General features: G+C 36.3%; 27 protein-coding genes. 23 read left to right on the top strand and 4 right to left on the bottom strand.

From position 1 onward, the window contains the following. The 18 genes from rpsK to ACJMLO_RS04025 all read left to right on the top strand — a co-directional run. Positions 1–234: 30S ribosomal protein S11 (gene rpsK, locus ACJMLO_RS04110; RefSeq protein WP_405294183.1), on the top strand; the 234-nt coding region annotated here is incomplete at its 5' end. 15 nt (positions 235–249) lie between these two features. Continuing rightward, entirely contained in the window at positions 250–1,053 is an 804-nt protein-coding gene (locus ACJMLO_RS04105; RefSeq protein WP_405294182.1) for a DNA-directed RNA polymerase subunit D, read from the top strand. Beyond that, positions 1,053–1,418, top strand: coding sequence for a 50S ribosomal protein L18e (locus ACJMLO_RS04100; protein WP_405294180.1), 366 nt, complete (start codon positions 1,053–1,055; stop codon positions 1,416–1,418). The genes ACJMLO_RS04105 and ACJMLO_RS04100 overlap by 1 nt, the downstream gene beginning before the upstream one ends. A 15-nt stretch (positions 1,419–1,433) precedes the next feature. Then, positions 1,434–1,856: a 50S ribosomal protein L13 gene (locus tag ACJMLO_RS04095; protein ID WP_405294193.1), complete on the top strand. Its 423-nt coding sequence runs from the start codon at positions 1,434–1,436 to the stop codon at positions 1,854–1,856. A 16-nt stretch (positions 1,857–1,872) separates the two neighbouring features. Next, entirely contained in the window at positions 1,873–2,274 is a 402-nt protein-coding gene (locus ACJMLO_RS04090; RefSeq protein ID WP_296784186.1) for a 30S ribosomal protein S9, read from the top strand. Positions 2,275–2,318: 44 nt separating this feature from the next. Beyond that, positions 2,319–2,489 carry a DNA-directed RNA polymerase subunit N gene (locus tag ACJMLO_RS04085; protein WP_042694539.1) on the top strand — a complete coding sequence of 57 codons (171 nt, stop codon included), beginning with the start codon at positions 2,319–2,321 and terminating at the stop codon, positions 2,487–2,489. 49 nt (positions 2,490–2,538) lie between these two features. Further along, a complete protein-coding gene (locus ACJMLO_RS04080; RefSeq protein WP_405294178.1) occupies positions 2,539–2,745 on the top strand; it encodes a DNA-directed RNA polymerase subunit K in 207 nt (68 codons plus the stop codon). 132 nt (positions 2,746–2,877) lie between these two features. Then, a complete protein-coding gene (eno, locus tag ACJMLO_RS04075) occupies positions 2,878–4,122 on the top strand; it encodes a phosphopyruvate hydratase (RefSeq protein WP_405294176.1) in 1,245 nt (414 codons plus the stop codon). A gap of 14 nt (positions 4,123–4,136) precedes the next feature. After that, entirely contained in the window at positions 4,137–4,331 is a 195-nt protein-coding gene (locus ACJMLO_RS04070) for a 4Fe-4S dicluster domain-containing protein (RefSeq protein WP_405294174.1), read from the top strand. Positions 4,332–4,346: 15 nt separating this feature from the next. Continuing rightward, the gene (gene rpsB, locus ACJMLO_RS04065) at positions 4,347–4,949 is read left to right on the top strand and encodes a 30S ribosomal protein S2 (RefSeq protein ID WP_116591298.1); all 603 of its coding nucleotides are present in this window, start codon (positions 4,347–4,349) and stop codon (positions 4,947–4,949) included. A 9-nt stretch (positions 4,950–4,958) separates the two neighbouring features. Next, the gene (locus ACJMLO_RS04060; RefSeq protein WP_405294173.1) at positions 4,959–5,807 is read left to right on the top strand and encodes an MEMO1 family protein; all 849 of its coding nucleotides are present in this window, start codon (positions 4,959–4,961) and stop codon (positions 5,805–5,807) included. A gap of 9 nt (positions 5,808–5,816) precedes the next feature. After that, positions 5,817–6,779, top strand: coding sequence for a mevalonate kinase (gene mvk, locus ACJMLO_RS04055; RefSeq protein ID WP_405294171.1), 963 nt, complete (start codon positions 5,817–5,819; stop codon positions 6,777–6,779). A gap of 4 nt (positions 6,780–6,783) precedes the next feature. Beyond that, positions 6,784–7,584: an isopentenyl phosphate kinase gene (locus ACJMLO_RS04050; protein WP_405294169.1), complete on the top strand. Its 801-nt coding sequence runs from the start codon at positions 6,784–6,786 to the stop codon at positions 7,582–7,584. A gap of 3 nt (positions 7,585–7,587) precedes the next feature. After that, positions 7,588–8,634, top strand: a complete 1,047-nt coding sequence (fni, locus tag ACJMLO_RS04045) for a type 2 isopentenyl-diphosphate Delta-isomerase (RefSeq protein ID WP_405294167.1) — start codon at positions 7,588–7,590, stop codon at positions 8,632–8,634. 3 nt (positions 8,635–8,637) lie between these two features. Then, complete coding sequence (locus tag ACJMLO_RS04040; RefSeq protein ID WP_405294165.1) at positions 8,638–9,981, top strand: RNase J family beta-CASP ribonuclease; 1,344 nt, start codon at positions 8,638–8,640, stop codon at positions 9,979–9,981. A 12-nt stretch (positions 9,982–9,993) separates the two neighbouring features. Then, a complete protein-coding gene (idsA, locus tag ACJMLO_RS04035) occupies positions 9,994–10,971 on the top strand; it encodes a short chain isoprenyl diphosphate synthase IdsA (RefSeq protein WP_405294163.1) in 978 nt (325 codons plus the stop codon). 428 nt (positions 10,972–11,399) lie between these two features. After that, on the top strand, positions 11,400–12,185 hold the full coding sequence (locus ACJMLO_RS04030) for an ADP-ribosylglycohydrolase family protein (RefSeq protein ID WP_405294161.1): 786 nt from the start codon (positions 11,400–11,402) through the stop codon (positions 12,183–12,185). A 51-nt stretch (positions 12,186–12,236) separates the two neighbouring features. Beyond that, complete coding sequence (locus ACJMLO_RS04025) at positions 12,237–13,754, top strand: putative glycoside hydrolase (protein ID WP_405294159.1); 1,518 nt, start codon at positions 12,237–12,239, stop codon at positions 13,752–13,754. An 8-nt stretch (positions 13,755–13,762) separates the two neighbouring features. Here ACJMLO_RS04025 and ACJMLO_RS04020 read toward each other — a convergent pair whose 3' ends face one another. After that, entirely contained in the window at positions 13,763–14,539 is a 777-nt protein-coding gene (locus ACJMLO_RS04020; RefSeq protein ID WP_405294157.1) for a TrmB family transcriptional regulator, read from the bottom strand. A gap of 121 nt (positions 14,540–14,660) precedes the next feature. Here ACJMLO_RS04020 and hcp point away from each other — a divergent pair, with 121 nt between their 5' ends. Together hcp and ACJMLO_RS04010 are read left to right on the top strand one after the other, a co-directional pair. Beyond that, positions 14,661–15,968 (top strand): hydroxylamine reductase, encoded by a 1,308-nt coding sequence (hcp, locus tag ACJMLO_RS04015; protein ID WP_405294155.1) that lies wholly within the window; start codon positions 14,661–14,663, stop codon positions 15,966–15,968. A gap of 3 nt (positions 15,969–15,971) precedes the next feature. Continuing rightward, positions 15,972–16,301, top strand: a complete 330-nt coding sequence (locus tag ACJMLO_RS04010; RefSeq protein WP_405294153.1) for a cupin domain-containing protein — start codon at positions 15,972–15,974, stop codon at positions 16,299–16,301. Positions 16,302–16,349: 48 nt separating this feature from the next. On the opposite strand, the gene ACJMLO_RS04005 is transcribed toward ACJMLO_RS04010, so the two are convergent. Both ACJMLO_RS04005 and ACJMLO_RS04000 read right to left on the bottom strand, forming a co-directional pair. Then, positions 16,350–17,156, bottom strand: a complete 807-nt coding sequence (locus ACJMLO_RS04005) for a class I SAM-dependent methyltransferase (protein ID WP_405294151.1) — start codon at positions 17,154–17,156, stop codon at positions 16,350–16,352. After that, entirely contained in the window at positions 17,153–18,160 is a 1,008-nt protein-coding gene (locus ACJMLO_RS04000; protein ID WP_405294150.1) for an aldo/keto reductase, read from the bottom strand. The genes ACJMLO_RS04005 and ACJMLO_RS04000 overlap by 4 nt, the downstream gene beginning before the upstream one ends. 93 nt (positions 18,161–18,253) lie before the next feature. Here ACJMLO_RS04000 and ACJMLO_RS03995 point away from each other — a divergent pair, with 93 nt between their 5' ends. Together ACJMLO_RS03995 and ACJMLO_RS03990 are read left to right on the top strand one after the other, a co-directional pair. Beyond that, positions 18,254–19,924, top strand: a complete 1,671-nt coding sequence (locus ACJMLO_RS03995) for a glutamate--tRNA ligase (protein ID WP_405294148.1) — start codon at positions 18,254–18,256, stop codon at positions 19,922–19,924. 15 nt (positions 19,925–19,939) lie between these two features. After that, positions 19,940–20,401, top strand: a complete 462-nt coding sequence (locus tag ACJMLO_RS03990) for a hypothetical protein (protein ID WP_405294191.1) — start codon at positions 19,940–19,942, stop codon at positions 20,399–20,401. Between the two features lie 13 nt (positions 20,402–20,414). On the opposite strand, the gene ACJMLO_RS03985 is transcribed toward ACJMLO_RS03990, so the two are convergent. Continuing rightward, positions 20,415–21,848: a hypothetical protein gene (locus ACJMLO_RS03985; RefSeq protein ID WP_405294146.1), complete on the bottom strand. Its 1,434-nt coding sequence runs from the start codon at positions 21,846–21,848 to the stop codon at positions 20,415–20,417. 303 nt (positions 21,849–22,151) lie between these two features. Here ACJMLO_RS03985 and ACJMLO_RS03980 point away from each other — a divergent pair, with 303 nt between their 5' ends. Continuing rightward, a complete protein-coding gene (locus ACJMLO_RS03980) occupies positions 22,152–23,387 on the top strand; it encodes an LL-diaminopimelate aminotransferase (RefSeq protein WP_405294144.1) in 1,236 nt (411 codons plus the stop codon). Positions 23,388–23,390 lie beyond the last annotated feature (3 nt).

Genomic DNA, 23,390 nt, shown 5'->3' with positions numbered 1-23,390 from the left:
ATGGCTGCAGCAACTAGAATAGCTGATGATGCTAAAGAAAAAGGATTTGTTGGATTACATATTAAAGTAAGAGCTCCTGGTGGAAATGGACCTAGAAGTCCTGGACCTGGTGCACAAGCAACTATTCGTGCTTTAGCAAGAGCTGGAATTAAAATAGGAAAAATCGAAGATATTACTCCTATTCCTCACGACGGTACTGGAAGACCTGGTGGTAAAAGAGGAAGAAGAGTTTAAGCGGAAGGGTTTAATATGGAGATAGAATTAAAAAGCCAAAGCGATAATGAAATTGTTTTCATTGTTCGTGATGCAGAAGTACCTTTTATAAATGCTATTAGAAGGGTTGCAATGGTTAATGTACCTAAAATAGCTATTGAAGATGTAAATATTATTAGAAATGATTCTGCAATGTTCAATGAGGTACTTGCTCATAGACTTGGTTTAACTCCTTTAGTTTCTGATTTGGATGCTCTTGAAGGATTGTCATTGCCTGAAGATGATGATTGGGAAGAGTTTTCAAATGGAATCATGTTTTCTTTAAATGAAGTGGGACCTAAAGTAGTTTATTCTAAGGATTTAATATCTTCAGACTCAACAATTAAACCTGTATACGACACTATACCTTTAGTAAAACTTAAAGAAGATGAAGTACTCAACATTGAAGCGGTTGCTAAAGTTGGATACGGTAAGGAACATGCTAAATGGATGCCAACAACTGTATGTGCATACAAGCAATATCCTGAAATTACTTTCAATGAGGATGTTGAAATCGATTATGATTGTGCTCAGGCATGTCCAAGAGGCGTTTTGAAATCAGACAGAAGGTCTAAAAAGATTAAAATCCTGGATATCGAAAATTGTGCCATGTGTAAAAGCTGCGTAAGGGCTTCCGACAATGGTTATATAAATGTTGGATATCGTGAAAATGATTTTATATTTAGAATTGAAACTGATGGGGCAATGCCTCCTAAAGAAGTTTTATTAAAAGCTTGTGATGTATTAGGTGAAAAAGCGGATAAGTTTATCGGATTTAGTGAAGAAGGAGGAAGTAAATAATGGTTAAGAAAGTAATAAAAACAAATCCTAACCTTATTGAACTTATTAATAAACTTTATGAAAAATCAAGAAGTGAAGATGTAGCTATTTGGAAAGATGTTGCACAAAGACTTGAAAGGTCTAACAGAAGAACCGCTGAAGTTAACTTGTCAGATATTTCAAGATATGCTGAAGCTGGCGAAACTGTTTTAGTACCTGGTAAAGTTTTATCAAATGGTGATTTGGAAAACAAAGTAGATGTTGTAGCATTCAAATTCTCAGCTAAAGCACAGGAAAAAATCGAAAGTGCTGGCGGAGAATGCATCTCAATTGAAGAAATTATGGAAAGTAATCCTAAAGGATCAAACATAAGGATTATGGAATAGGGGATGTGTGTTATGATGATTATAGACGGAGAAGGATGCGTTTTAGGAAGATTAGCTAGTGTAACTAGTAAAAATCTTTTAAACGGTGAAGAAGTTGTAATTCTCAATGCTGAAAAAATTATGTTAACTGGTAATAAGGAATGGGCTTATGCTAAATACAAACAAAGAGTCGACAGGGCAAGTATTTCAAACCCTCGTGACTTAGGTCCTAAATATCCTAGAAGACCGGATGACATATTTAGAAGAACTGTAAGAGGAATGTTGCCTTTCAAAAAATCTAAAGGTAAAACAGCATTCAAAGGCTTAAAAGCTTTTGTCGGCGTACCTGCTGAATATGCTGATGCTGAACTTACTGCAGTTCCTGAAGCAGAATACAAAGATCTCAAAAAAGGTATCGAGTTAGGAGAAATTTCCAAACTTTTAGGAGCTACCTTTTAGATAAGTAGGTGTAATTATGGTTAAAGTTATTCATACTAGTGGAAAACGTAAAACAGCTATCGCAAGAGGTACTGTTCGTGAAGGAACCGGTAAAGTCAGAATCAACAAAGTTCCTTTAGAACTTTATTCCCCTGAGCTTGCTAACTTAAAATTACAAGAACCATTAACCTTAGCTGGAGATTTAGCTAATGAAGTGGATATCAACATCCACGTTATTGGTGGAGGAGTAATGGGTCAAGCTGAAGCTGCACGTATGGTAATTGCTAAAGGACTCGTACAATGGTCTCAGGATATGGATTTAAAAGAAAAATTCATCCACTATGACAGAACCATGTTAGTAGGTGACCCTAGACGTTCCGAACCTAAAAAATACGGTGGTCCTGGAGCAAGAGCTCGTAAACAAAAAAGTTACAGATAAATTCTGTAATTTTATATTTTATTTAAATTAAAAAGATGATATAAATGATTCCTATAAGATGCTTAAGTTGTGGAAAACCTGTATCAGCTTACTTTGATGAATACAACAAAAGAGTTGCGGCTGGTGAAAAGTCTAAAGACGTTTTAGATGATTTAGGTTTAACTAGATACTGTTGTAGAAGAATGTTGATTTCTCATGTGGAAACCTGGGAATAGACAGTTGTAGGGATATTTTTTAATAAAAAACTTAATCTTGGTAAAATATATGCCTAAAAATGGAGTAATATTCATGGATGTTGAAAAAAAATTGACAAGGTTTGAAAGAGCTAGAATTCTCGGTGCTAGAGCGATTCAAATATCTATGGGAGCTAAACCTTTGGTGGAAATTGCAGATTCCCTTGATCCAATTGACATAGCATACGAAGAACTCAAAGCTGGAGTTTTACCATTAGATGTTATTAGAGATGAATAGATTTTATCTATTTACTCTTATAATTTATTTAAAAAAAATAGTAAATACCAATATAAACCTGTAAAGAAACTTACTAATTTTTTCAGAATACGGGTTGGTTGGTAATAAATTGAATGACACTGAGGTGTTTTTTTGGATAGTATAATAGAAGACGTCCAAGTTCGAAAGATTTTGGACAGCAGAGGCAATCCTACCATAGAAGTAGATGTGATTACTTGGAATGGTTTTGGTAGAGCTGCTGCACCAAGTGGAGCAAGTACTGGCTCAAGAGAAGTAGTATCATTTCCTGAAGGAGGAGTGGACATTGTAGTAAGTGAAATGGAAGATTTAATAGCTTCTGAACTTATTGGAATGGATGCTTGTGATGTTGCTACTATTGATGAAGTGTTGAAAGAAATTGACGGTACTGACAATTTGGCAGCTATTGGAGGCAACACTACTGTTGCTATTTCTATGGCCACAGCCAAATCGGCAGCATCATCTTACAACATGCCGCTTTATCAATACATTGGAGGTAATTTTGCAAATGAATTGCCATATCCATTAGGTAATATGATGAATGGCGGTGCTCATGCTGGTGTCAATGCTCCAGACATTCAAGAATTCCTTGTTGTTCCTATTGGAGCTACAAATATGGTTGATGGAATTTTTGCAAATGCTTCTATTCACAAAAAGTTGAAAGAATTAATCCAATCTAAAGACTCTGCCTTTACTGGAGGTAAAGGCGATGAAGGCGGATGGGTACCTAATATCACTAATAGCGATGCTTTAGAAATTCAAGCTCAGGCATGTGAAGAAGTTGGTGATGAGATTGGTATTGAAATCAGGCCCGCTTTAGATATGGCTGCATCCGAATTATGGGATGCAAATGAGCAGAAGTATATATATGCTCAAGACGGTATCAAAAGGGATACTGGAGATCAGATAGATTTCGTAAAAGATATCATTGATACTTATAAAATGTTTTATGTGGAAGACCCATTTGACGAATCTGACTTTGACGGATTTGCTCAATTGACTTCAAAGGTTGGAGACAAATGTCTCATTTGTGGAGACGATTTGTTTGTAACCAATAAGGAGCTTTTAGCTAAGGGCATTGAAATGAATGCAGCAAATGCAATCATCATCAAGCCTAATCAAATCGGTTGCTTGTCTGAAACCTATGCTACAGTTAAACTAGCAAAAGAAAACGGTGTTGTGCCTGTTGTATCACACCGTTCAGGTGAAACTACCGATGATACTATTGCACATTTGGCAGTTGGTTTTTCATCTCCGATGATTAAGACCGGTGCTATTGGCGGTGAAAGAATAGCTAAATTGAATGAGCTTATTCGCATTGAAGAGAAACTTCCAAATTCAAGGATGGGTAAATTTTAAAAAAGAGGGAAATTATGTCAAAAGTAATTCTTGATTATGATAAATGTGATGGTGCAGACTGCGCTGAATGTGCTGATGTTTGCCCAATGGAAGTGTTAGTCCTTAAGGGGGACAAGATTGAAATTGTCAATCCTGAAGACTGCAGCTATTGTGAAGTATGTATGGATGTTTGTCCTAATGAATGTATTGAAATTGAAGATGACTTTTAAATTGTAGGTGAAAATATGGTAAATGAAGAACTTTTAATAGACTTAGATAATTATTTGGCAGCTGGTTTACACATTGGAACCCAGCAGAAAACTAGTGACATGGAAAAATACATATTCAGAGTAAGATCTGACGGTTTATATGTATTGGATATTCAAAAGACTGATGAAAGAATCAGGCAAATTGCAAAACTTTTAGCAAAATACGACCCTGAAGACATTTTAGTAGTGGCTACCCGTCAATACGGTCAGGCTCCTGTTAAAAAATTCGGTGAGTTAACCGGTGCTAAAACCATTCCTGGAAGATTCATTCCAGGTACATTAACAAACCCAAATTACGCTAAATTCATTGAACCAAAAATCATTGTTGTAACTGACCCAAGATCAGATGCACAGGCAATTTTAGAATCCAAACAAAATGGTATTCCAGTAATTGCTTTATGTGATACTGAAAACTTACTCAGTTTTGTTGATATTGCTGTACCTGTAAACAACAAAGGTAGAAAAGCTATCGCTTTAGTTTACTGGTTACTTGCAAGACAAATTTTAAGAGAAAGAGGAGACATTCCTGAAGACGGTGACTTGGATATTGATGCAACCGAATTCGAACTTAAATTTTAAGTGAGTTAGATGTTAAGACAACCTGCTGTTGCTGGATTCTTTTATCCAGATGATCCTGATGAATTAAAAGAACTTATCAAAAGTTGCTTTTTAGATGATGCCGGTGTTGGAAGCGTTCCAAAGCTTGCTTCATTTGATGATAGTGATTATCCTATCAATGTAATGGTTCCTCATGCAGGTTATCAATATTCTGGTGCAATAGCCTCACATGGCTATTGTGAAATCGTTAAGAATGGTTTTCCTGAAGTTTTTATTATTATAAGTCCTAACCACACTGGATTTGGTAGTGAAATTTCTGTATTCTATGAAGGGGAATGGATTACTCCTCTGGGAAATGTGGAAGTGGATGGTGAATTTGCACAAGCCATTATTGATGCTTCAGACATTGCATCTGCTGATTTCTCAGCCCATCTTCGTGAACACAGCATTGAAGTTCAGCTGCCATTCCTACAATATTTTTCAACTGATTTTAAGATAGTTCCAATCACAATGGGAACTCAGAATTTCGTAACTTCAAATGATTTGTCGAACGCTATTTTTGAAGCTGCAGACAAGTTAAACAAATCCTATTGTGTCATTGCCAGTACTGATCTGTCTCATTTCAACAATCAGGAAAAGGCAAATAAGGTTGACGGATTTGTTTTGGAAGACATCGGTGATATGAATGAATTCAAGCTTTTTGAAGAAGTGGTTCAATACAATATCACGATGTGTGGTTACGGTCCGGTAATGACAACCATGTCCCTTTCTAAAAGAGATGGGAAAAATGCTGGTGAAATATTGGCTTATGGGACTAGCGGTGATGTCACTGGGGACTTTACGTCAGTTGTAGGTTATGCTTCAGGAGTTTTTAAGTAAGGTGTATTTATGATAGCAAAGGCCTCCGCTCCGGCTAAGACAATATTGTTTGGAGAACACTCCGTCGTTTATGACGAACCTGCTATAGCGGGAGCAGTAAATAAAAGAGCTTATGTGACAGTTAAGCCATCTGAAGATGGACGAACTATTTTCAGGGCTCCGGATATAGGTTTTGAAGCAGAATTACTTACAAGATATAAGAAATATATTTTACTTAAAGGAAAACCAGGTATTATCAGATATATTTTAGAGTCTCTTTATAGAGTTCATGACCATACTCCAATCGACATTACTTTAAATTCCAATGTCCCAATTGGATCAGGGCTTGGTTCTTCAGCGGCAGTTACTGTGGCTACTCTTGCTGCATTATACAGATATCATAATATTCGTTTTAACAAGCAATCTCTTGCACATGATGCTCACATGGTTGAGCAGGCGGTTCAGGGAGTTGCCAGTCCATTGGATACGCTTGTTTCTACATATGGTGGACTTGTTTATTTGTCAAGAAACAAGAAAGTTGAACACTTCAATGTCAATTTCAATGTACCATTCGTTGTGGGCTACACCACCAAACATGGAAACACCGGTAAAATGGTAAAGGATGTCAAAAATCTTAAGACCAGGAATCCTAAAATTATCAATCCTGTAATTACTGCGATGGGTAATTTAACCAATTATGCAAAACAGGCTATTCTTAAACGAGATTTTGCTAAAATTGGAGAACTGATGAATATTAATCACGGATTTCTGGATGTTATAGGTGTTAACACATTAGAATTGTCTCGTATGGTATATAATGCAAGGGAAGCGGGAGCCATAGGTGCCAAAACCACTGGTGCCGGTGGAGGAGGCAGCATCATTGCACTCTGTCCGGGTAAAGTGGAGGAAGTTGCAAGAGCTATTGACCGTGATGATAATATTTTAAAGATTAGATTTACTCGAAAAGGAGTTTCTTCAAGGGTTTACAAGTGATTTGATGATTATTTTAAAAATTGGAGGCAGCATCCTAACAAACAAGGATTCAAATAGGAGTGAAGTTGATGCTGTCAGTCTTAAAAGAATTGCGTCTGAAATTAAGGCTTCTTTGGACAATTCCACTAAACAATTAGTCATTGTTCATGGAGCAGGTTCTTTTGGCCATCCTCCAGCAAAAAAACATAAGATTGGTGAAGAATTTGACAAATCCCTTTATCCTCAAAAAAGATTAGGGTTTTGTGAAATCCAAAATGAAGTTAAAAAATTAAATATGTTCATTTGTGAAGCTTTTATCAATGAAGGTTTGCCTGTCATTGCACTGCCCGCATCCAGTTTTATAACTGCAACAGGTAAAAGGATTACAGATGGAAATCTGGACGTATTTAAAAATTATTTGTCCAAGGGTTTTATTCCAGTCATTTTTGGAGATGTCGTTTTGGATAATGATTTGGAATTCTGCGTTATTTCAGGCGATCAGCTAATTCAATTCCTGGCCAGGAATCTCAATCCGGACAGTGTCATTTTAGGCACTGACGTGGATGGGGTTTACAATAAAAATCCTAAAACAAACGATGATGCAATATTTTTTGACAAGTTCACATCCATTGAGGATTTGGACACTTTTGAAGGAACTACCAATGTTGATGTAACCGGAGGCATGGTTGGAAAAATTAAGGAACTTTTATATTTAGCAGATTTAGGAATTGAATCTAAAATAATAAATGCTGAAGTTGAAGGTAATATTTTCAAGGTATTGGAAAATGAAGACGTTAAAGGTACAATAATTTCAAGGGGAAATTAACACATGATTTCAGATAGAAAATTAGAGCATTTATTAATTTGTGAAAATTATGATGTTGAGTTTAAAAACAAAACTACAGGATTTGAGGACATTGAACTGATCCATAATGTTTTGCCGGAAATAGACAAGCAGGAAATCGATTTGTCAACTGATGTCTTCGGCAAAAAGTTAAACTCACCTTTATTTATTACAGCCATTACTGGTGGCCATCCAAAAGCTAAAGAAGTTAACAAACAATTGGCAATTGCTGCTGAAAATAATGGAATTGCTTTGGGTGTTGGCTCTCAAAGAGCGGCTTGCGAACATCCGGAACTTGAGGATACCTATACTGTTGTCCGCGAAAATGCGCCTGACTGTTTACTTGTAGGAAATATTGGCGCACCGCAATTAAATTTGGCACAAAAAGCTGTTGAAATATTGGATGCGGACATTCTTGCAATTCATTTAAATCCTCTCCAGGAATCTATTCAGCCTGAAGGAGATTTGGATGCAAGGGGATACACAGAAATGATTGGTCAGATAACAGACGCTGTCGATATTCCTGTTCTTGCAAAGGAAACAGGTTGCGGAATATCTGCTGAGTCAGCTCGTATATTAGTTGATTCAGGCATTGATTTTATTGATATTGAAGGCGCTGGCGGAACTAGCTGGGCGGCTGTTGAAACATACAGGGCGGAAGACAGATATCTTGGAGAAATATTCTGGGATTGGGGTATTCCAACTGCAATTTCAACTGTTGAAGTTACTCAAGCAGTTGATGTGCCGGTCATTTCATCAGGAGGCATCCGTACAGGTCTTGAAGCGGCTAAGGCCATTGCTCTTGGAGCTGATGCTGTTGGTATGGCATTGCCATTTCTAAAGAATTCTGCTTCTCAAGAAGCTTTAAACACATTTATTAATAGATTTAATGATTCACTAAGAATTGCTATGTTTTTAGTTGGAGCAAATAATATTGAAGAATTGAAACAGTCTAATTTGGTCATTCGTGGAAAAACAAGGGAATGGCTAAATGAAAGAGGTATTAACACAAAGAATTATTCAAGGAGATAAAACATGAGCGTTGAAGTAATCGCTATAGGGGGATATCAGGAAGTCGGGAAAAACATGACTGCTATCCGTATAGGTGAAGATGTTGTTATTTTTGATATGGGAATTCACCTTGACAGGATTAGTATGCACGAGGACACTGATATCGACAGAATGCATAGTTTAGACTTAATCGAAAGGGGAGTCATTCCAGATGATACGTTGATGAAGGATGTTGACGGTAAGGTAAAGGGAATTGTTTTCTCCCACGGTCACTTGGACCACATAGGTGCAGTCGCTAAACTAGCACACAGATATGATGCACCATTAATAGGAACACCATATACTGCCGCTTTAATTGAAAAGCAAATTAAAGGCGAACGTAAATTCAAAGTAACAAATTCAATCAAGGTTTTGAACCCTGGAAGTAAAGTAAAGCTTTCAAAGGATATCACATTGGAATTTGTACAGTCAACACACAGTATTCCGCAGGCAGTATTTCCGGTATTGCACACTCCGGAAGGAATTATAATATATGCACTTGACTTTAAATTTGATAACCATCAAAAGGTATCTCCACCACCGGATTATAAAAGATTAAAAGAATTGGGCAGGAAAGGAGTCCTTGCATTAATTGTTGAAACAACAAATGCCAAAAACTTTGATGAGGTAAAGACCCATTCAGAGAGGATTGCAAAAAACATATTGGAAGATGTAATGAGAGGACCATTGCATGAAAAGACCGGTATGATTGTCACCACATTTTCATCTCATGTAGAACGTGTACAGGCAATTGCAGACATTGCCAAAAAAAGCCATAGGGAAATCTTTTTCCTGGGTCGTTCAATGGAAAGGTTCTGTGGCATAGCGCAAAAGTTGGGTATCTTGAAATTGCCTAGCAATGCCAGTATCTTCGGATCTCCGAAGGCAGTTAACAGGGCTTTGATGAAAGCGGATGAGGACCGTGCAAATTACCTGCTTGTAACTACAGGTCACCAAGGAGAGCCGGATGCATTGCTTCCAAGAATCGCCAACGGAAGAACTCCATTCAACATTAAGAAAGGAGACAACGTTATTATTTCAGCACCTATTATTCCAAACCCGACCAATGCCGCAAACAGGCATATTATGGAAAGGAGATTGAAACTTAAAGGTGCAAGAATTTATCCAAATGCTCACGTTTCCGGACACGCAGGAAGGGAAGACCATCGTGAATTTTTACGTATGGTAAAACCACAACATATCATACCTGCACACGGGGACTTATCCATGCTTGCAGCTTATGCTGAGCTTGCTGAAGAGGAAGGTTACAGAATTGGATATGATATCCATATTTTGAGAAATGCTCAAGCACAGGTTTTTAGAAGTTAAAGAGGGATATTTATGAGTGATGTAAAAGAGGTACTAGGAAATTATTCAACAGACATTACAAGAACAATCGAAGAAGAATTAGCCACAATTACTCCTGACAATTTAGGTGAGGCATCAATTTATCTGACAAAAGCTGGAGGCAAAATGTTAAGGCCGGCCCTAACATTAATCACTGCCGAAGCTGTTGGAGGAAAAAGAGAATCTGCTCTAAAAACTGGTTCAGCTATTGAGCTAATCCATACATTTTCACTGATTCATGATGATATCATGGACCAGGATGATATGAGAAGGGGAATGCCTTCTGTTCATAAAGTTTGGGGAGATGATGTTGCAATTCTTGCAGGAGACACATTATTTTCAAAAGCATTTGAGATAATCATTACATCTCAGGATACCACTCCTGATCAGAACAATAAGGCGCTTGCCACAGTTGCTGATGCATGTGTTAAAATTTGTGAAGGTCAGGCATTGGATATGGGCTTTGAAGAAAGATTTGACGTCACTGAAGATGAATACATGGAAATGATTTTCAAAAAAACCGGTGCTTTAATTGCAGCAGCCACCAAAGCTGGGGCCATTATGGGCGGTGCCAATGATGAAGTCATTGATGCAATGTATGAATACGGTCGTTTGATTGGCCTTGCTTTCCAGATTCAGGATGATTATCTTGATTTGGCTTCAGATGAAGAAACATTGGGTAAACCAATTGGGTCTGATATCGCAAAAGGTAAAATGACTATCATTGCAATAAAAGGTTTGGCTGATGATGATGGCAGATTGCTTGAAATCTTAAAATCTGATGATAATTCTCAAGATGAGATAGATGAAGCAATCGAAATTTTAACAAATTGTGGTGCTATTGAATATGCTCGCAATTTGGCATTAGAATCTGTTGACAAAGCAAAAGAAGTACTCGAAATATTGGGTGATTCTTCATCTAAACAGGTACTTGTTGACATTGCAGATTTTGTTCTTGAGAGAAGTGCATAATTTCTCTCAACTTTAATTATTTTTTTCACTTCAATTAAAAAATTAACTCAAAAAATATTTTTTCTATTTGCAAGCTAATGCAAAAATTTTTAGGAAATGTTTCGGGGTTGGATTTTTTTTTATGATTCCAGAAAATCTGGAATCACTTAGATATTTAGTTGCATTAGTTGTCGAAATTTCTATATAATTGAGTAACAAGTTGTTTTAGGAAGTGAGTTTTGAATGATTTAAGAATTTAGGATATAGAAATTTCCGTGTTTTTGATAATACTTTGTATTATCATAGATTAATATTAAATTCATATTATAAATCTTTTTTGTTGGATTTAACTGCAATTTTTCAGGGTTTACTCAATTTAATGGGATGGAGACAATTTTACAAAGTGACTTCAATTAATTATATTAACTATTTAATCACAATTATTATTCATGAAAGGAATTATCGGCGCAATAAGTGGGGACATAATAGGTTCGACAAGAGAATTTTGTCCAATAAAAACAAAGCAGTTTGATTTTTTTGAAAAGGGGTCATGTTTTACTGATGATACAGTCATGACGCTGGCCGTTGCAAATTGGCTGTTGGAAGATAAGTCCTCAAAGGATGTTTTAATTGATAATCTGAAATATTTCGGTAATGAATATATTAATGCAGGTTATGGTGCCAGATTTTTGGATTGGCTACTTCAGGAATCCCCAAAGCCTTATGGCAGTTGGGCGAATGGGTCTGCAATGAGAGTTTCTCCATGTGCATGGGCTGCGGATTCCCTTAGTGAAGCACAAAAATTGGCTGAAACCTCAGCAATCGTTACTCACAATCATCCAGAGGCCGTTAAGGGTGCCCTTGCAACTTGTGATGCCATATATCTGGCAAGAATAGGTGCCGAAAAGGATGAAATTAGGGATCATGTTGAAGTGAGATATGGATATGACTTGTCTGTTTCACTGGATGATATTCGTCCATTCTATAAATTTGATGTATCATGCAAAGGCAGTGTTCCAGAGTCAATAATATGTTTTTTGGAGGCCAGGGACTTTGAGGACACAATTAGGAATGCAGTTTCATTGGGGGGTGATGCAGATACTCAAGCAGCAATTGCTGGAAGTATCGCATCGGCATATTGGGAAATCCCTAAAAATATTTCCTATAGAACTATTCATCACTTGGATGATTTTCTTTTAAATGTTTTAATCGATTTTGACGAGAAATTCATGTAATGCATACATTTAAGTACTTTAAAGATATAACATTACTTTGGTTGTGAAAAAATGAATAGAATAATACTTTGTTTTATTATTCTTTCAACATTATTTTTATCTATTTCAGCAATCTCTGCAAGTGAAGATGTTGCTTTTGATAATTTAACAGCAGTTGTTGAAGATAATGATGATTTAGTGACATTAAATGAGAATGCTGACGAATTATTTTCATCAGATAATAGAACATCAACTGAGATTTCATCTGAGGATAAGATTTCTTATGTTGACTACGAGGATAAATTTACGGTCAAATTAACTTCCAATGGAAGCATTTTGTCCAATAAATCTATTTTAATTAAATTCAATAATGTTGAGTATGATAAAACAACAGACTTAAATGGACAGGTAGATATTGACTTCAAGCTTAAAAGTGGAGTTTATGCGATTGATTATTCATTTATGGGTGATGAGGATTATGCTCCATCAAATGGGACATCTACACTTACGGTTGAAAATAAACTTGTCACTTCGTTTACTGTTGTGGATAAGGACATTGTTTATCGTGAAGGTCTAAAATCCATATTCCAGATAAAACTGGTTGATATCTATGGAAATATTGTTGCCAAGGAAAGCGTAACAATTAAAGTGGGAGGCAAAACATACTCCGCAAAGACCAATTCCAAAGGAATAGCCACATTTTATTTGTCTCTTGGTCAAGGAACCTACAATGTCCAATATCACTTTTCCCAAAACAGCAGGTATGTAAACTCATCTAGCACTTATAAAATATCTGTTAAGGCAAAACTGTCAAAGGGAGACGGATATTGGGTAAATCTGTGGAGCATGAAAAAGGTCAATCTTAAGAAATTATCCAAACTTGGAACAAAACATATATTCTTGCTTCATGCGGCCATTTCAAAATACGGCAAGAATGATGTTTTAAACTGGATTAAGAAGGCTCATAAGTATGGAATGAAAGTTCATCTCTGGATATCAGTATTCTATAAAAACGGAAAATACATAAGTCCGGTTAGCAAAAAGGGCGTTTTTAATTATAAATATATGAATAAGATAATCCGTCAGGTCAAAGGATATGCAAAATTAAATGGAGGTGACGGAATTCACTTTGACTATGTGAGATTTCCGGGAACCGCATACAAATATAAGAATTCCGTAAAGGCCGTAAATTATTTCATCAAAAAAGCATGTGTCAATCTTAGAAGTGTAAATCCGGATATCATCGTATCTGCGGCAGTAATGCCCGAACCTACTTCAATGAAATATTATTATGCTCAGGACATTCCGACAATGTCCAAGTATCTTGATGCCATTCTTCCGATGATTTATAAAGGCAATTACCATGCAGGATCCAAATGGATTAAAAAGACAACAAAACAGTTTGTAAAGCAGTCTAAGGGGTCCTTGATTTGGGCAGGTCTTCAAAGCTACAAATCAGATTCCAACATCAAAAAATTATCCTACAAGGAATTGTTCAATGATGCAAAAGCGGCCAAAAAAGGAGGGGCATCCGGTATCGTATTATTCAGATGGGGATTGTCTCCTTTGTTGAATTTCAATAAATTATAGAGTTTTTTTTAAACTCTCTTTTTCTTTTTAATTTTTTCGAGTTGATTTACAAACCTTTCATCATAGTTTCTTGCAACATCCTCGTATTTGTTCCAGATTCCGATTGCCGTTTCTGGAAGAACTTCTCGTTTGTCTTCTGAAAATTTGGTGTATGTGTGCATCATCTCCTTTGAATCGGAAATCAGCACTTTAACAAATGGGATGTCTGCTTTTTGAATGCTGATGCCTTGATCTTTAAACATTTTTATAATGTCCACTTCCTCATTGTTGATGTAGCATATTGGTGATGCCAGAATATTCACTTGCAGGTTTCTCTTATTTTTGAATGCCTTTATCAGCGCTTCGCCTTCCCCTTCAAATAAAAATCCTATTCTCATGTTGACCGTGTTTTTGGCCCTTTTTATGATTTCCACTTCCTGGTTGATGATTTTTTCAACACCATATATTCTCCAAATCGGTGCCTGAACCTGGCTCATTCCGTTTTCGTATATGTTTGTCAACCTTGTTATGCAATCATCAATTTCAGAGTTTAATTTTTCTTTTTCTCGTGAAAGTACTTCAACAGGTGATTTGACATTATATGTTAATGGTCTTCCGTCTTCAACTTCAATGTAATCCTTTTTAACAAGTCCCTTAAGCACATCATATATTTTACTGCGAGGGATGCCTGACTTTTCAGCCACTTCGCTTGCAGTTGATGATATTAATGAAGTGAGCGTTACATATGCTTGAGCCTCATACATTGTCAGTCCCATTCCCTTTAATACGGATATATCTTCGTTCATAATTAATTGTATTGTAATAACTGATATATATAATTACTACTTTTAACCCTTGAATAGTGACAAAATATTTAAATACTCTTCAAATATAATTTTAATCAACAACTCAAAAGAGGTAATTAAAATGGCAGATGGATTAGATATGTTTTGTTATCAATGTTCTCAAACCGCTAAGGGAACAGGATGTACAGTAAGCGGAGTTTGTGGAAAAAAACCAACAGTAGCAAGATTACAGGATAACTTAATCTTCACTATGAAAGGTATAAGTGCATACAACTACAATGCAAACGTTTTAGGAAAATATGATCCTGAAATCGATGCATTCCTGACCAAAGGTTTATACACTACCCTAACAAACGTCAACTTTGATGTAGAGGATTTAGTTGCACTCGCACTTGAAGCCGGTGAAAAAAGTGTAGCAGTAATGAGACTTCTCAAAGATGCACACATCGAAGCTTACGGCGAACCACAACCTGTAGAAGTAAAAGTTGGTGCACAGGAAGGACCAGCAATCATCGTAACAGGACACGACTTAAAAGCACTGGAAGAGCTGTTAAAACAGGTTGAAGGAACAGACATTAAAGTATACACACACTCAGAAATGTTGCCGGCTCACGGATACCCAGGACTCAACAAATACGAAAACCTTGCAGGTCAACTCGGTGGAGCATGGCATGATCAAAGAACAGTCTTTAAAAAATACAATGCAGCAATTGTTGGAACCAGTAACTGTGTACTTCCGGCACTTGACGCATACAAGGAAAGAATGTTCACAATGGATGTAGCAAAACTCGAAGGCGTAAAAACCGTTGATGATTATGACTTCTCAGAAGTTATCGAATGTGCAAAATCCCTAGGCGGACTTGAAGCAGAGGAATTGACCACAATCACAACAGGTTGGAGTGCAGGAGCAATCGTTGAACACGCTGATACCATCAAAAGATTAGTTGAAGAAGGTAAAATCAGAAGATTTTTTGTAGTCGGAGGATGTGACAAGGCAGCAAAACACAACGATTACTACAGGGAATTCGTACAAAACTTGCCACAGGACACTGTTATCCTGACACTTGCATGCGGTAAATACAAATTCAATGACTTGGATTTGGGAGACATTGAAGGAATCCCAAGATTATTGGATGTGGGTCAATGTAACGACACTATTGTTGCAGTTGATGTGGCATTGGCATTATCCGAATTATTTGACTTGCCGTTAAATGACTTACCATTAACAATCGTTTTAAGCTGGATGGAACAGAAAGCTGCAGCAGTACTCTGGGCTTTACTCTACCTTGGAAAAACCGACATGTGGATTGGACCGATTCTCCCGGCATGGTGTAACGAAGACATCATCAATGTCCTTGTTGAAAACTATAATTTAACACCAACAACAGGTGATGCAATAGCAGACATAAAAACAATCATGGGGGAATAGGCAATGAGTGAGGATATTATGGCAAAAGCTCTTGATATCCAAAAATTAGTAGAATATCAGGATGATACTGTTGTAAGCCGTGAAGTTATAAAAAAAGAGCTTGGAACCGTTACATTCTTTGCCTTTGATCAGGGCCAAGGGCTGTCTGAACACTCAGCTCCATTTGATGCAATGGTTCAGGTGATTGATGGTGAAGCCGAAATTACAATTTCCGGTGTAAAAAATACTGTTAAAGCAGGTGAAATTATAATAATGCCTGCAAATGAACCTCATGCACTTCAGGCTGAAAACTCACCATATAAGATGATATTGACCATGATAAAAAGTGAGTAATATAGTAATGTGGTTTAGGTTTGTCTCATATTAAAAGACAACCTTTATTTATTTTTTCCACCAAACCATTATCCAATCGGCTTTATCCTTAACATTATAATATTTGCCATTATCAAATGTAAGTATTCTTTTTAAATACTCTTTTAATAATTCTTTTTCTTCATCTGAATACAAATCAAGCCTAAATTTGCCATTATCCATTGCCTCTTCAATGCTTGAATATTCGCGGTAATTGTTCAAATCAAATCGCTCTATATTTGCATAGATGCCCATATTAAATAATATGTTAAAGAAGTAATTGTAATCTGGGAAGTCTTCTGTTTTAATCCCAAGTTCCTTATCGAAGTCTTTTTCTATTTTTTTGTTTTCCGGTCCAAAAATAGTTATGAAAACATATTTGTTTGCTATTTTGTCTAACTCTAGGAGAACCTCGTCAATTGGGATGATTCCATTTAGAGACCTTGAGCAAACGACAACATCAACATCTCCAATCTCTTCATATCTAATTTCTTCAATAGGTTTTAGAATAGTTTCAATATTTGTAACATCATTGTCCTTGGCTCTTTTTTCTAAATATTCCAACATTTTTGGTGATGAATCGACTCCAATCACTTTTTTCACTCTTTTGGCAAGAGGCAGGGTAACGGATCCCTCGCCGCAGCCCACATCTAAGACCCTGTCATTTTCATCTAAAATCAGCATGTCGAACAGTGCGTCCTGATAGTCGTCTTTTCGGGTTCTCTTAAAAAACCCAGGTGCTGCTTTATCCCAGTCCTTATTTATTTTACTTTCCAGTCTTTCTGCCCAAAATCCTGTCCAATTGACATCATTTGGATTTTCTATGCATTGCTTCATATTTTTGTCCTCCCTTCCAGAACATTCATGTAGTCCTCATAGTTTTCTTTTAAAAGCTCCGGTATGTCCAGTTCATAGGGACAGTTATCAACGCATGAATAACATTCCACACAGTCCAGTGTTTTTCTCATTATCTCTTGGGTTCTTTCATCCATATTGGGTTCGGTTGGAAAACGCCTTATCCAAAGTGACATTCGGGCACATAGGCTAATGTTGATGTCTTCAGGACATGGCATGCAGTATCCACAGCCCCGACAGAAGTTAACTCCAAGTTCTTTTCTATCGTTTTCAATAACTGCTTTCAGCTCGTCATCCAAAATAGTATTTTCATCGTATGATAAAAATTCATTGAGTTCGCTTAGTTTTTGAATCCCCCAAATCGGCAGGACATTATCAAATTGATTTAAATATGCAAAACTGGCTTTGGAATTTTTTAAAAGTCCTCCTCCCATTGCCTTCATTGCAATAAATCCGACATCCAGGTTTTTACATTTTTCAACTAATTGCAACTCTTCCTGTCCGCTCAGATATGAAAATGGATATTGCAGGGTTTCATAAAGTCCTGAATCAAGTGCCTCATGGGCATGTGTAATCTTGTGAGTGGTAATTCCGATGTGTCTTATCATTCCGTTGTCTTTTGCTTCAAGCATTGCCTTATATAATTCATCGTCCTCTTTTGGACAAAATGAAATGTTGTGGAATTGATGAAGATCCAAATAATCAGTTTTCATGCTTTTAAGGGAAGTTTCCAAATCGCTCCAAAACTCCTCAACTGTTTCAGCACCGCTTTTGCTTGCAAGATAAATATTCTCTCTAACGTCGCTTAATGCACGACCAATCTTTTCCTCACTGTCTGTATAGAAATGTGCGGTATCATAGAAATCTATTCCATTTTCATAAGCCGTTTGAAGTATTTCAATTGACTCGTCCATATTGCATCTCTGGATTGGCAGTGCTCCAAATCCATTTTTATTTACTTCCAAATTTGTTTTTCCAAGCCTCATTTTGCCCTGCCTCTATCTTTCTTAATGTTTATATATCTTTAATTAAATAAATAATATTACTTATTTTTTTACAAATTAAACTGTGATGATTAAATGAATGATTTAGAAAAAATTATCTATAAACATGCTTTATTGAATGCAGCCAAACATAAGGGAAGTGCAAATCCTGGTGCTGTAATGGGTTCAATCATGTCAAATGAACCTGAACTCAGAAGCAAGGCAAAGGAAATCGGACCGATGTCCGGTAAAATTGTAGCAAAGGTAAATGCACTATCTCCGGAAGAGCAAAAGAGTGAAATGGAAAAGTTGGGTGTTGAAGTCCAAGACAAAAAACCCCAAAAAAAGGAAACCGGATTGCAGGAGCTTCCGGGAACCCATGATAATATTGTTTTGAGATTCGCTCCAAATCCAAGCGGACCATTGCATATCGGCCACTCCCGTGCTGCAGTTCCAAACGGAGAATATGTTAAAAGACATAACGGCAAACTTATTTTGAGAATCGAGGATACAGATCCAAAAAGAGTATTCGAACCTGCCTATGATATGATTCCTGAAGATTTGAAGTGGTTGGGAATCAATCCGGATGAAATTGTGTTCCAGTCAGACAGGTTTGAAATTTATTATGATTATGCTCGCCAACTGATTGAAAAAGGCGCAGCTTACATGTGTACCTGTGATGGAGGGGACTTTAAGGAACTTAAAGATAACTGCAAAGCCTGTCCATGTAGAGACAACAGTGTTGAAGAAAACCTTGCATTATGGGAAAAATTCGATACTATGGAAGCCGGTGAGGCGGTTTTAAGAGTGAAAACAGATATCAATCACAAGAATCCGGCTATTAGAGATTGGGTGGCTATGAGATTAGTTGATGAAGAACACCCTCGTCTCGGCACAAAATACAGAATATATCCTATGATGAACTTCTCAGTTGCAGTGGATGACCATTTGCTTGGAATGACTCATGTTTTAAGGGGCAAGGATCATTTGGCAAATACAGAAAAGCAAAAATACCTTTATGACCATATGGGTTGGGATTTGCCTGAATTCATCCATTATGGAAGGCTTAAAATGGAAGACATTGCACTAAGCACTTCAAAAGCAAAAGAAGGTATTGAAGACGGAACATACTCCGGATGGGATGATCCAAGATTAGGTACTCTTAGGGCTATTGCAAGACGAGGTATTGATCCAAGAACCGTTTACAACTTAATCACTGAAATTGGTGTTAAAATGGCTGATTCTGCAATCAGCTGGAAAAAGATTTATGGTTTGAACCGCAATTTCCTGGAACCGGTAGCCAACAGATACTTCTTCTGTGAAGAACCCGTAAAAGTTACAGTTGATGGATATGATGGTGGTAAGATGGATATCGAAAGACCACTTCATGCAGACCATCCGGACAGGGGAAACAGACATTTGCCGTTTGACGGTGAGGTATTTATTGCAAAATCAGACATTAATGATGGTTTGTTCAGATTGATGGATGCGGTCAATGTTGAAATTGCAGGGGATAATCTAGCTTATCATTCCACTTCATTTGAAGAGGCACGTGAGGTTAAAGCCAGAATCATTCAATGGGTTCCGATTGAAGATAATGTCAATGTCAAAATTGTCATGGATGACGCGTCAGTTAAGGAGGGTCTTGGTGAAAGCGCACTTAAGGACTTAAGTGTCGGAGACATCGTTCAGTTTGAAAGGGTCGGATTTGCAAGACTTGATGAGGTGGCAGACGACGAGCTGATTTTCTACTTTGCTCATAAATAGGTGATTTGCGTGACTATGTTTACAAATGGTTTTTCAACTCTCCAAATGCCTAAGGATTTTGAGCCGGTTCACACAAAAGATGAGTTTACAGAACTCTATCTTGTCAATACCAAAATACCCATGTCAATTAAGTTTTCAACAACTCCCACATTGGTAGGGCTTCCAGAAATCAGGGCAGACATTGAAAAAAACTTGGAAAACAATGATAGAATCAATTTGATAGCATCCGATTTTCTTCCTATTAATGATGATATCTATTATATGATTGTGTCTTCATTTTCAGATGGGGAAAAGGAGGTTCGCCGTAATGAATTTTTATATGTTGAGGAGAACAATCTCTACATCTTTGAATTCACATATCCTTATGCAGATAGGGAACTGGATGATTTTTATCTAAACATTATCCGTTCTTTAAAAATAAGTGTGCCTAAATATATTGTTGAAGATGGTGAATACAGGATTAATCATGAAAATTAAAAAAGATATATTTTTAATATATCTTTTTAACATCACTTGGTTTGATTTTAATGTTTTTGCGTCTGTACTTAACTGAGATATCATCACCGTTAATTGCATAGACCTGACTTGAGTAAGTCTCGCCGTCATGGTTGAAGATAATTTCATCTCCTTTTTTAAGAACAGCTACATCATTGTTGATGTTGATTTTAATATTGTTTCTTGCAGGTTTGTCTTTGATTTCACCTACTCTTGACTGGCGAGTTTGAGGTTCTTGTGAGTTTTTGGCCATGGCAAAAACTTTTCGGGTGTTTTCCTGCCTTAATCTTTCATCATGGTATGCTTCATAGTCGGCATCAATATCAACATGGGTTTCATTAATTATAGGTTCGTATTCGTCATATTCATTGACGTTTCTTATGAACTCCTCATGTTTTTTGTCAATAGGTGAGACTTCTTCTTCTGGAGCTAGTTTCTCTTTAACTTCTTGGAAAATTTTGGATCCGGTAATTTTATTTTTAACTTTATCCAAATCTTTTCTGTAATCTAAATCCATTGTGTCATCATTATTGTCTTCGCCAAAGACGTTTGCATCATCAATTGAAGCTCCGAATTTATAATCCTTGTTTTCACCCACTTTGCTTGGAGTCTTAAGAGCAGGTTCGGAAATCTCCTCCTGATTTAATAATGCATCAGTAATGCCTTTATCTTCAGAGATGCTTTCAACTGATTCTTCGCTTTCTTTTGAAGCGGTAGTGATTGCCTCATCAATGTCTTTTTGTGATGCAACAGAATCGCTTTCACTTTTATCCGAATCCCCTTCATCTTTAATGGCGGCACTGATTTTATCTTCAGATATAACCTCTTCAATCAGAGGCTCTTTAGTTTTATTTTTGATGCTTTCCTTTATTTCGTTTAATTCGGAATCATCTTCTTTTTTAATCTGCTGAGATTCTTTTTCCCTTTCGCTGTCTTTTCTTTTAGATTCTTTAATCAATTCATCGATTGTAAACAAATCTTTCAATTCACTGCTATCTTTATTATTTTGAGTCATAATATCCATCTGGCTTTGTTTAATTGGTTCTTGAAATTTTTCTACATTATCATCGTAATTAATGAGTACTTGATTTTGAGATTTATATTCATAATTTGTTAAGTTGTCGTTTTCAACTTCACGTGCAATATAATCATCATTATCACTTTTTGTATCAAGGTTTCGTCTAAATAAGTTATGGTTAGTGTTTTTTTGTGAATTATTTGGGGATAAACTGCGAGGCGCATTGCTTTTTTTTGTATTGTTTTTACTTTTTACAATGGTCAATGCTTCATTTATACTTTCAGCGTTTGGAAGTATTGATCCTTCTTCATTCTCTAGTTCATTGCCTCTATAATGCAATTTAACTGCAATAATGGATATTGCCGCAATAATTGCAATAGTTATCCAAATTAAAATAGTTATTAAATTCATATTTCCCAACCCTTATTTAGTATGTATATAATTATGTTAAATCATTCAATTTAAATATTTTCATAATACGGCTTTTTTGGTCAAAAATGTTAAAATCAATAATCAAATCCTAAAACACAAGTAAAATAACATTATTTAATTGAATTCGATTTAAAGTTTAAATAGAAATAATGCACTATTTTTTAAATCAGAATAAAAGTATATTGATGTTTTTTTCAATAAAAAAGTAAGTTTCAATAATCATTCATTTTATATATTCCAAAAATCATATATAAATTAGATTAATATTAATGAGGATTAATCATGGTTGTTAAAATTAATGAAAATTATCTTAAATTAAAAAGCAGTTATCTTTTTGTTGAGGTAGCTAGAAGAGAACAAGAATTTGTAAAGAATAATCCTGATGCTGACGTAATCAAAATGGGTATTGGAGATGTTACAAAACCATTGGTTCCTGCTGTGATTGACGCTTTTAGAAATGCTGTTGATGAAATGGCCGATGGAGAAACTTTCATGGGATATGGTCCAGAACAGGGTTATGAGTTTTTAGCTGAAGCAATTATTAAGAGTGATTATAATAAATATGGTATTGACCTTGATACCTCAGAAGTGTTTATCAGTGATGGGGCAAAATGTGATACAGGTAACATTCAGGAAATTTTCGGAATTGACAATAAGATTGCAGTAACTGATCCTGTATATACTGTTTATGTTGATACTAACGTTATGGCCGGAAGAACCGGTGAAATGGGTGATGATGGTATGTATGAAGGTTTAACATACCTTAAATGTAATGCTGAAAACGGTTTTGTTCCTGAATTGCCTGCCGAACCTGTAGATATAATCTATTTATGTTATCCTAACAATCCTACAGGCACCACATTAACAAAAGATCAATTAAAAGTATTTGTTGATTATGCTCGAGATAATAAAGCTATTATTTTATTTGACGCAGCTTATGAGATATTCATATCTGAAGATGATGTGCCTCACAGTATCTATGAAATTGAAGGCGCAAAGGAAGTTGCAATTGAATTTAAAAGTTATTCCAAGACTGCAGGATTTACCGGAACACGTTGTGCATATACTGTTGTTCCTAAGGAATTAAAAGGGTATACTGCTGATGGTGAAGAGGTAGAAATCAATCCTTTATGGAACAGACGTCAAACCACCAAATTTAATGGTGCTTCCTATCCTGTTCAAAGAGCGGCTGAAGCCACTCACTCCCCTGAAGGCCAAAAACAAATCCGGGAAGTTGTTGACTATTATATGGAAAATGCCAAAATCATCCGTGAAAGCTTAACTGACATTGGTTTGGAAGTTTATGGTGGTGTCAGTTCACCTTATATTTGGGTTAAAACTCCGAACGATATGGATTCCTGGGACTTTTTTGACATATTGTTAAATGAAGCTAATGTGGTTGGAACTCCAGGTTCCGGATTCGGCCCAAGCGGTGAAGGCTATTTGAGACTCACTGCATTTAACACTTTAGAAAATACTAAAGAGGCAATGGATAGAATTTCAAAATTAGAGTTTTAGGTG

It is taken from the genome of Methanobrevibacter sp., from assembly GCF_045120835.1.
Lineage (GTDB): Archaea > Methanobacteriota > Methanobacteria > Methanobacteriales > Methanobacteriaceae > Methanocatella.
Note: the sequence above shows the minus strand (reverse complement) of the source record. Positions and strands in the feature narration are given on the sequence as shown.

Coding starts and splice junctions, on each gene's coding strand:
- fni (WP_405294167.1), top strand. CDS start 7,588: ATGATTTCAGATAGAAAATTAGAGCATTTATTAATTTGTGAAAATTAT.
- ACJMLO_RS04090 (WP_296784186.1), top strand. CDS start 1,873: ATGGTTAAAGTTATTCATACTAGTGGAAAACGTAAAACAGCTATCGCA.
- idsA (WP_405294163.1), top strand. CDS start 9,994: ATGAGTGATGTAAAAGAGGTACTAGGAAATTATTCAACAGACATTACA.
- hcp (WP_405294155.1), top strand. CDS start 14,661: ATGGCAGATGGATTAGATATGTTTTGTTATCAATGTTCTCAAACCGCT.
- rpsB (WP_116591298.1), top strand. CDS start 4,347: ATGGTAAATGAAGAACTTTTAATAGACTTAGATAATTATTTGGCAGCT.
- ACJMLO_RS04025 (WP_405294159.1), top strand. CDS start 12,237: ATGAATAGAATAATACTTTGTTTTATTATTCTTTCAACATTATTTTTA.
- ACJMLO_RS04080 (WP_405294178.1), top strand. CDS start 2,539: ATGCCTAAAAATGGAGTAATATTCATGGATGTTGAAAAAAAATTGACA.
- ACJMLO_RS04000 (WP_405294150.1), bottom strand. CDS start 18,160: ATGAGGCTTGGAAAAACAAATTTGGAAGTAAATAAAAATGGATTTGGA.
- ACJMLO_RS04030 (WP_405294161.1), top strand. CDS start 11,400: ATGAAAGGAATTATCGGCGCAATAAGTGGGGACATAATAGGTTCGACA.
- ACJMLO_RS04060 (WP_405294173.1), top strand. CDS start 4,959: ATGTTAAGACAACCTGCTGTTGCTGGATTCTTTTATCCAGATGATCCT.
- ACJMLO_RS04100 (WP_405294180.1), top strand. CDS start 1,053: ATGGTTAAGAAAGTAATAAAAACAAATCCTAACCTTATTGAACTTATT.
- ACJMLO_RS03990 (WP_405294191.1), top strand. CDS start 19,940: ATGTTTACAAATGGTTTTTCAACTCTCCAAATGCCTAAGGATTTTGAG.
- ACJMLO_RS04010 (WP_405294153.1), top strand. CDS start 15,972: ATGAGTGAGGATATTATGGCAAAAGCTCTTGATATCCAAAAATTAGTA.
- ACJMLO_RS03995 (WP_405294148.1), top strand. CDS start 18,254: ATGAATGATTTAGAAAAAATTATCTATAAACATGCTTTATTGAATGCA.
- mvk (WP_405294171.1), top strand. CDS start 5,817: ATGATAGCAAAGGCCTCCGCTCCGGCTAAGACAATATTGTTTGGAGAA.
- ACJMLO_RS04105 (WP_405294182.1), top strand. CDS start 250: ATGGAGATAGAATTAAAAAGCCAAAGCGATAATGAAATTGTTTTCATT.
- ACJMLO_RS04070 (WP_405294174.1), top strand. CDS start 4,137: ATGTCAAAAGTAATTCTTGATTATGATAAATGTGATGGTGCAGACTGC.
- ACJMLO_RS04050 (WP_405294169.1), top strand. CDS start 6,784: ATGATTATTTTAAAAATTGGAGGCAGCATCCTAACAAACAAGGATTCA.
- ACJMLO_RS04095 (WP_405294193.1), top strand. CDS start 1,434: ATGATTATAGACGGAGAAGGATGCGTTTTAGGAAGATTAGCTAGTGTA.
- ACJMLO_RS03985 (WP_405294146.1), bottom strand. CDS start 21,848: ATGAATTTAATAACTATTTTAATTTGGATAACTATTGCAATTATTGCG.
- ACJMLO_RS03980 (WP_405294144.1), top strand. CDS start 22,152: ATGGTTGTTAAAATTAATGAAAATTATCTTAAATTAAAAAGCAGTTAT.
- ACJMLO_RS04085 (WP_042694539.1), top strand. CDS start 2,319: ATGATTCCTATAAGATGCTTAAGTTGTGGAAAACCTGTATCAGCTTAC.
- ACJMLO_RS04020 (WP_405294157.1), bottom strand. CDS start 14,539: ATGAACGAAGATATATCCGTATTAAAGGGAATGGGACTGACAATGTAT.
- ACJMLO_RS04040 (WP_405294165.1), top strand. CDS start 8,638: ATGAGCGTTGAAGTAATCGCTATAGGGGGATATCAGGAAGTCGGGAAA.
- ACJMLO_RS04005 (WP_405294151.1), bottom strand. CDS start 17,156: ATGAAGCAATGCATAGAAAATCCAAATGATGTCAATTGGACAGGATTT.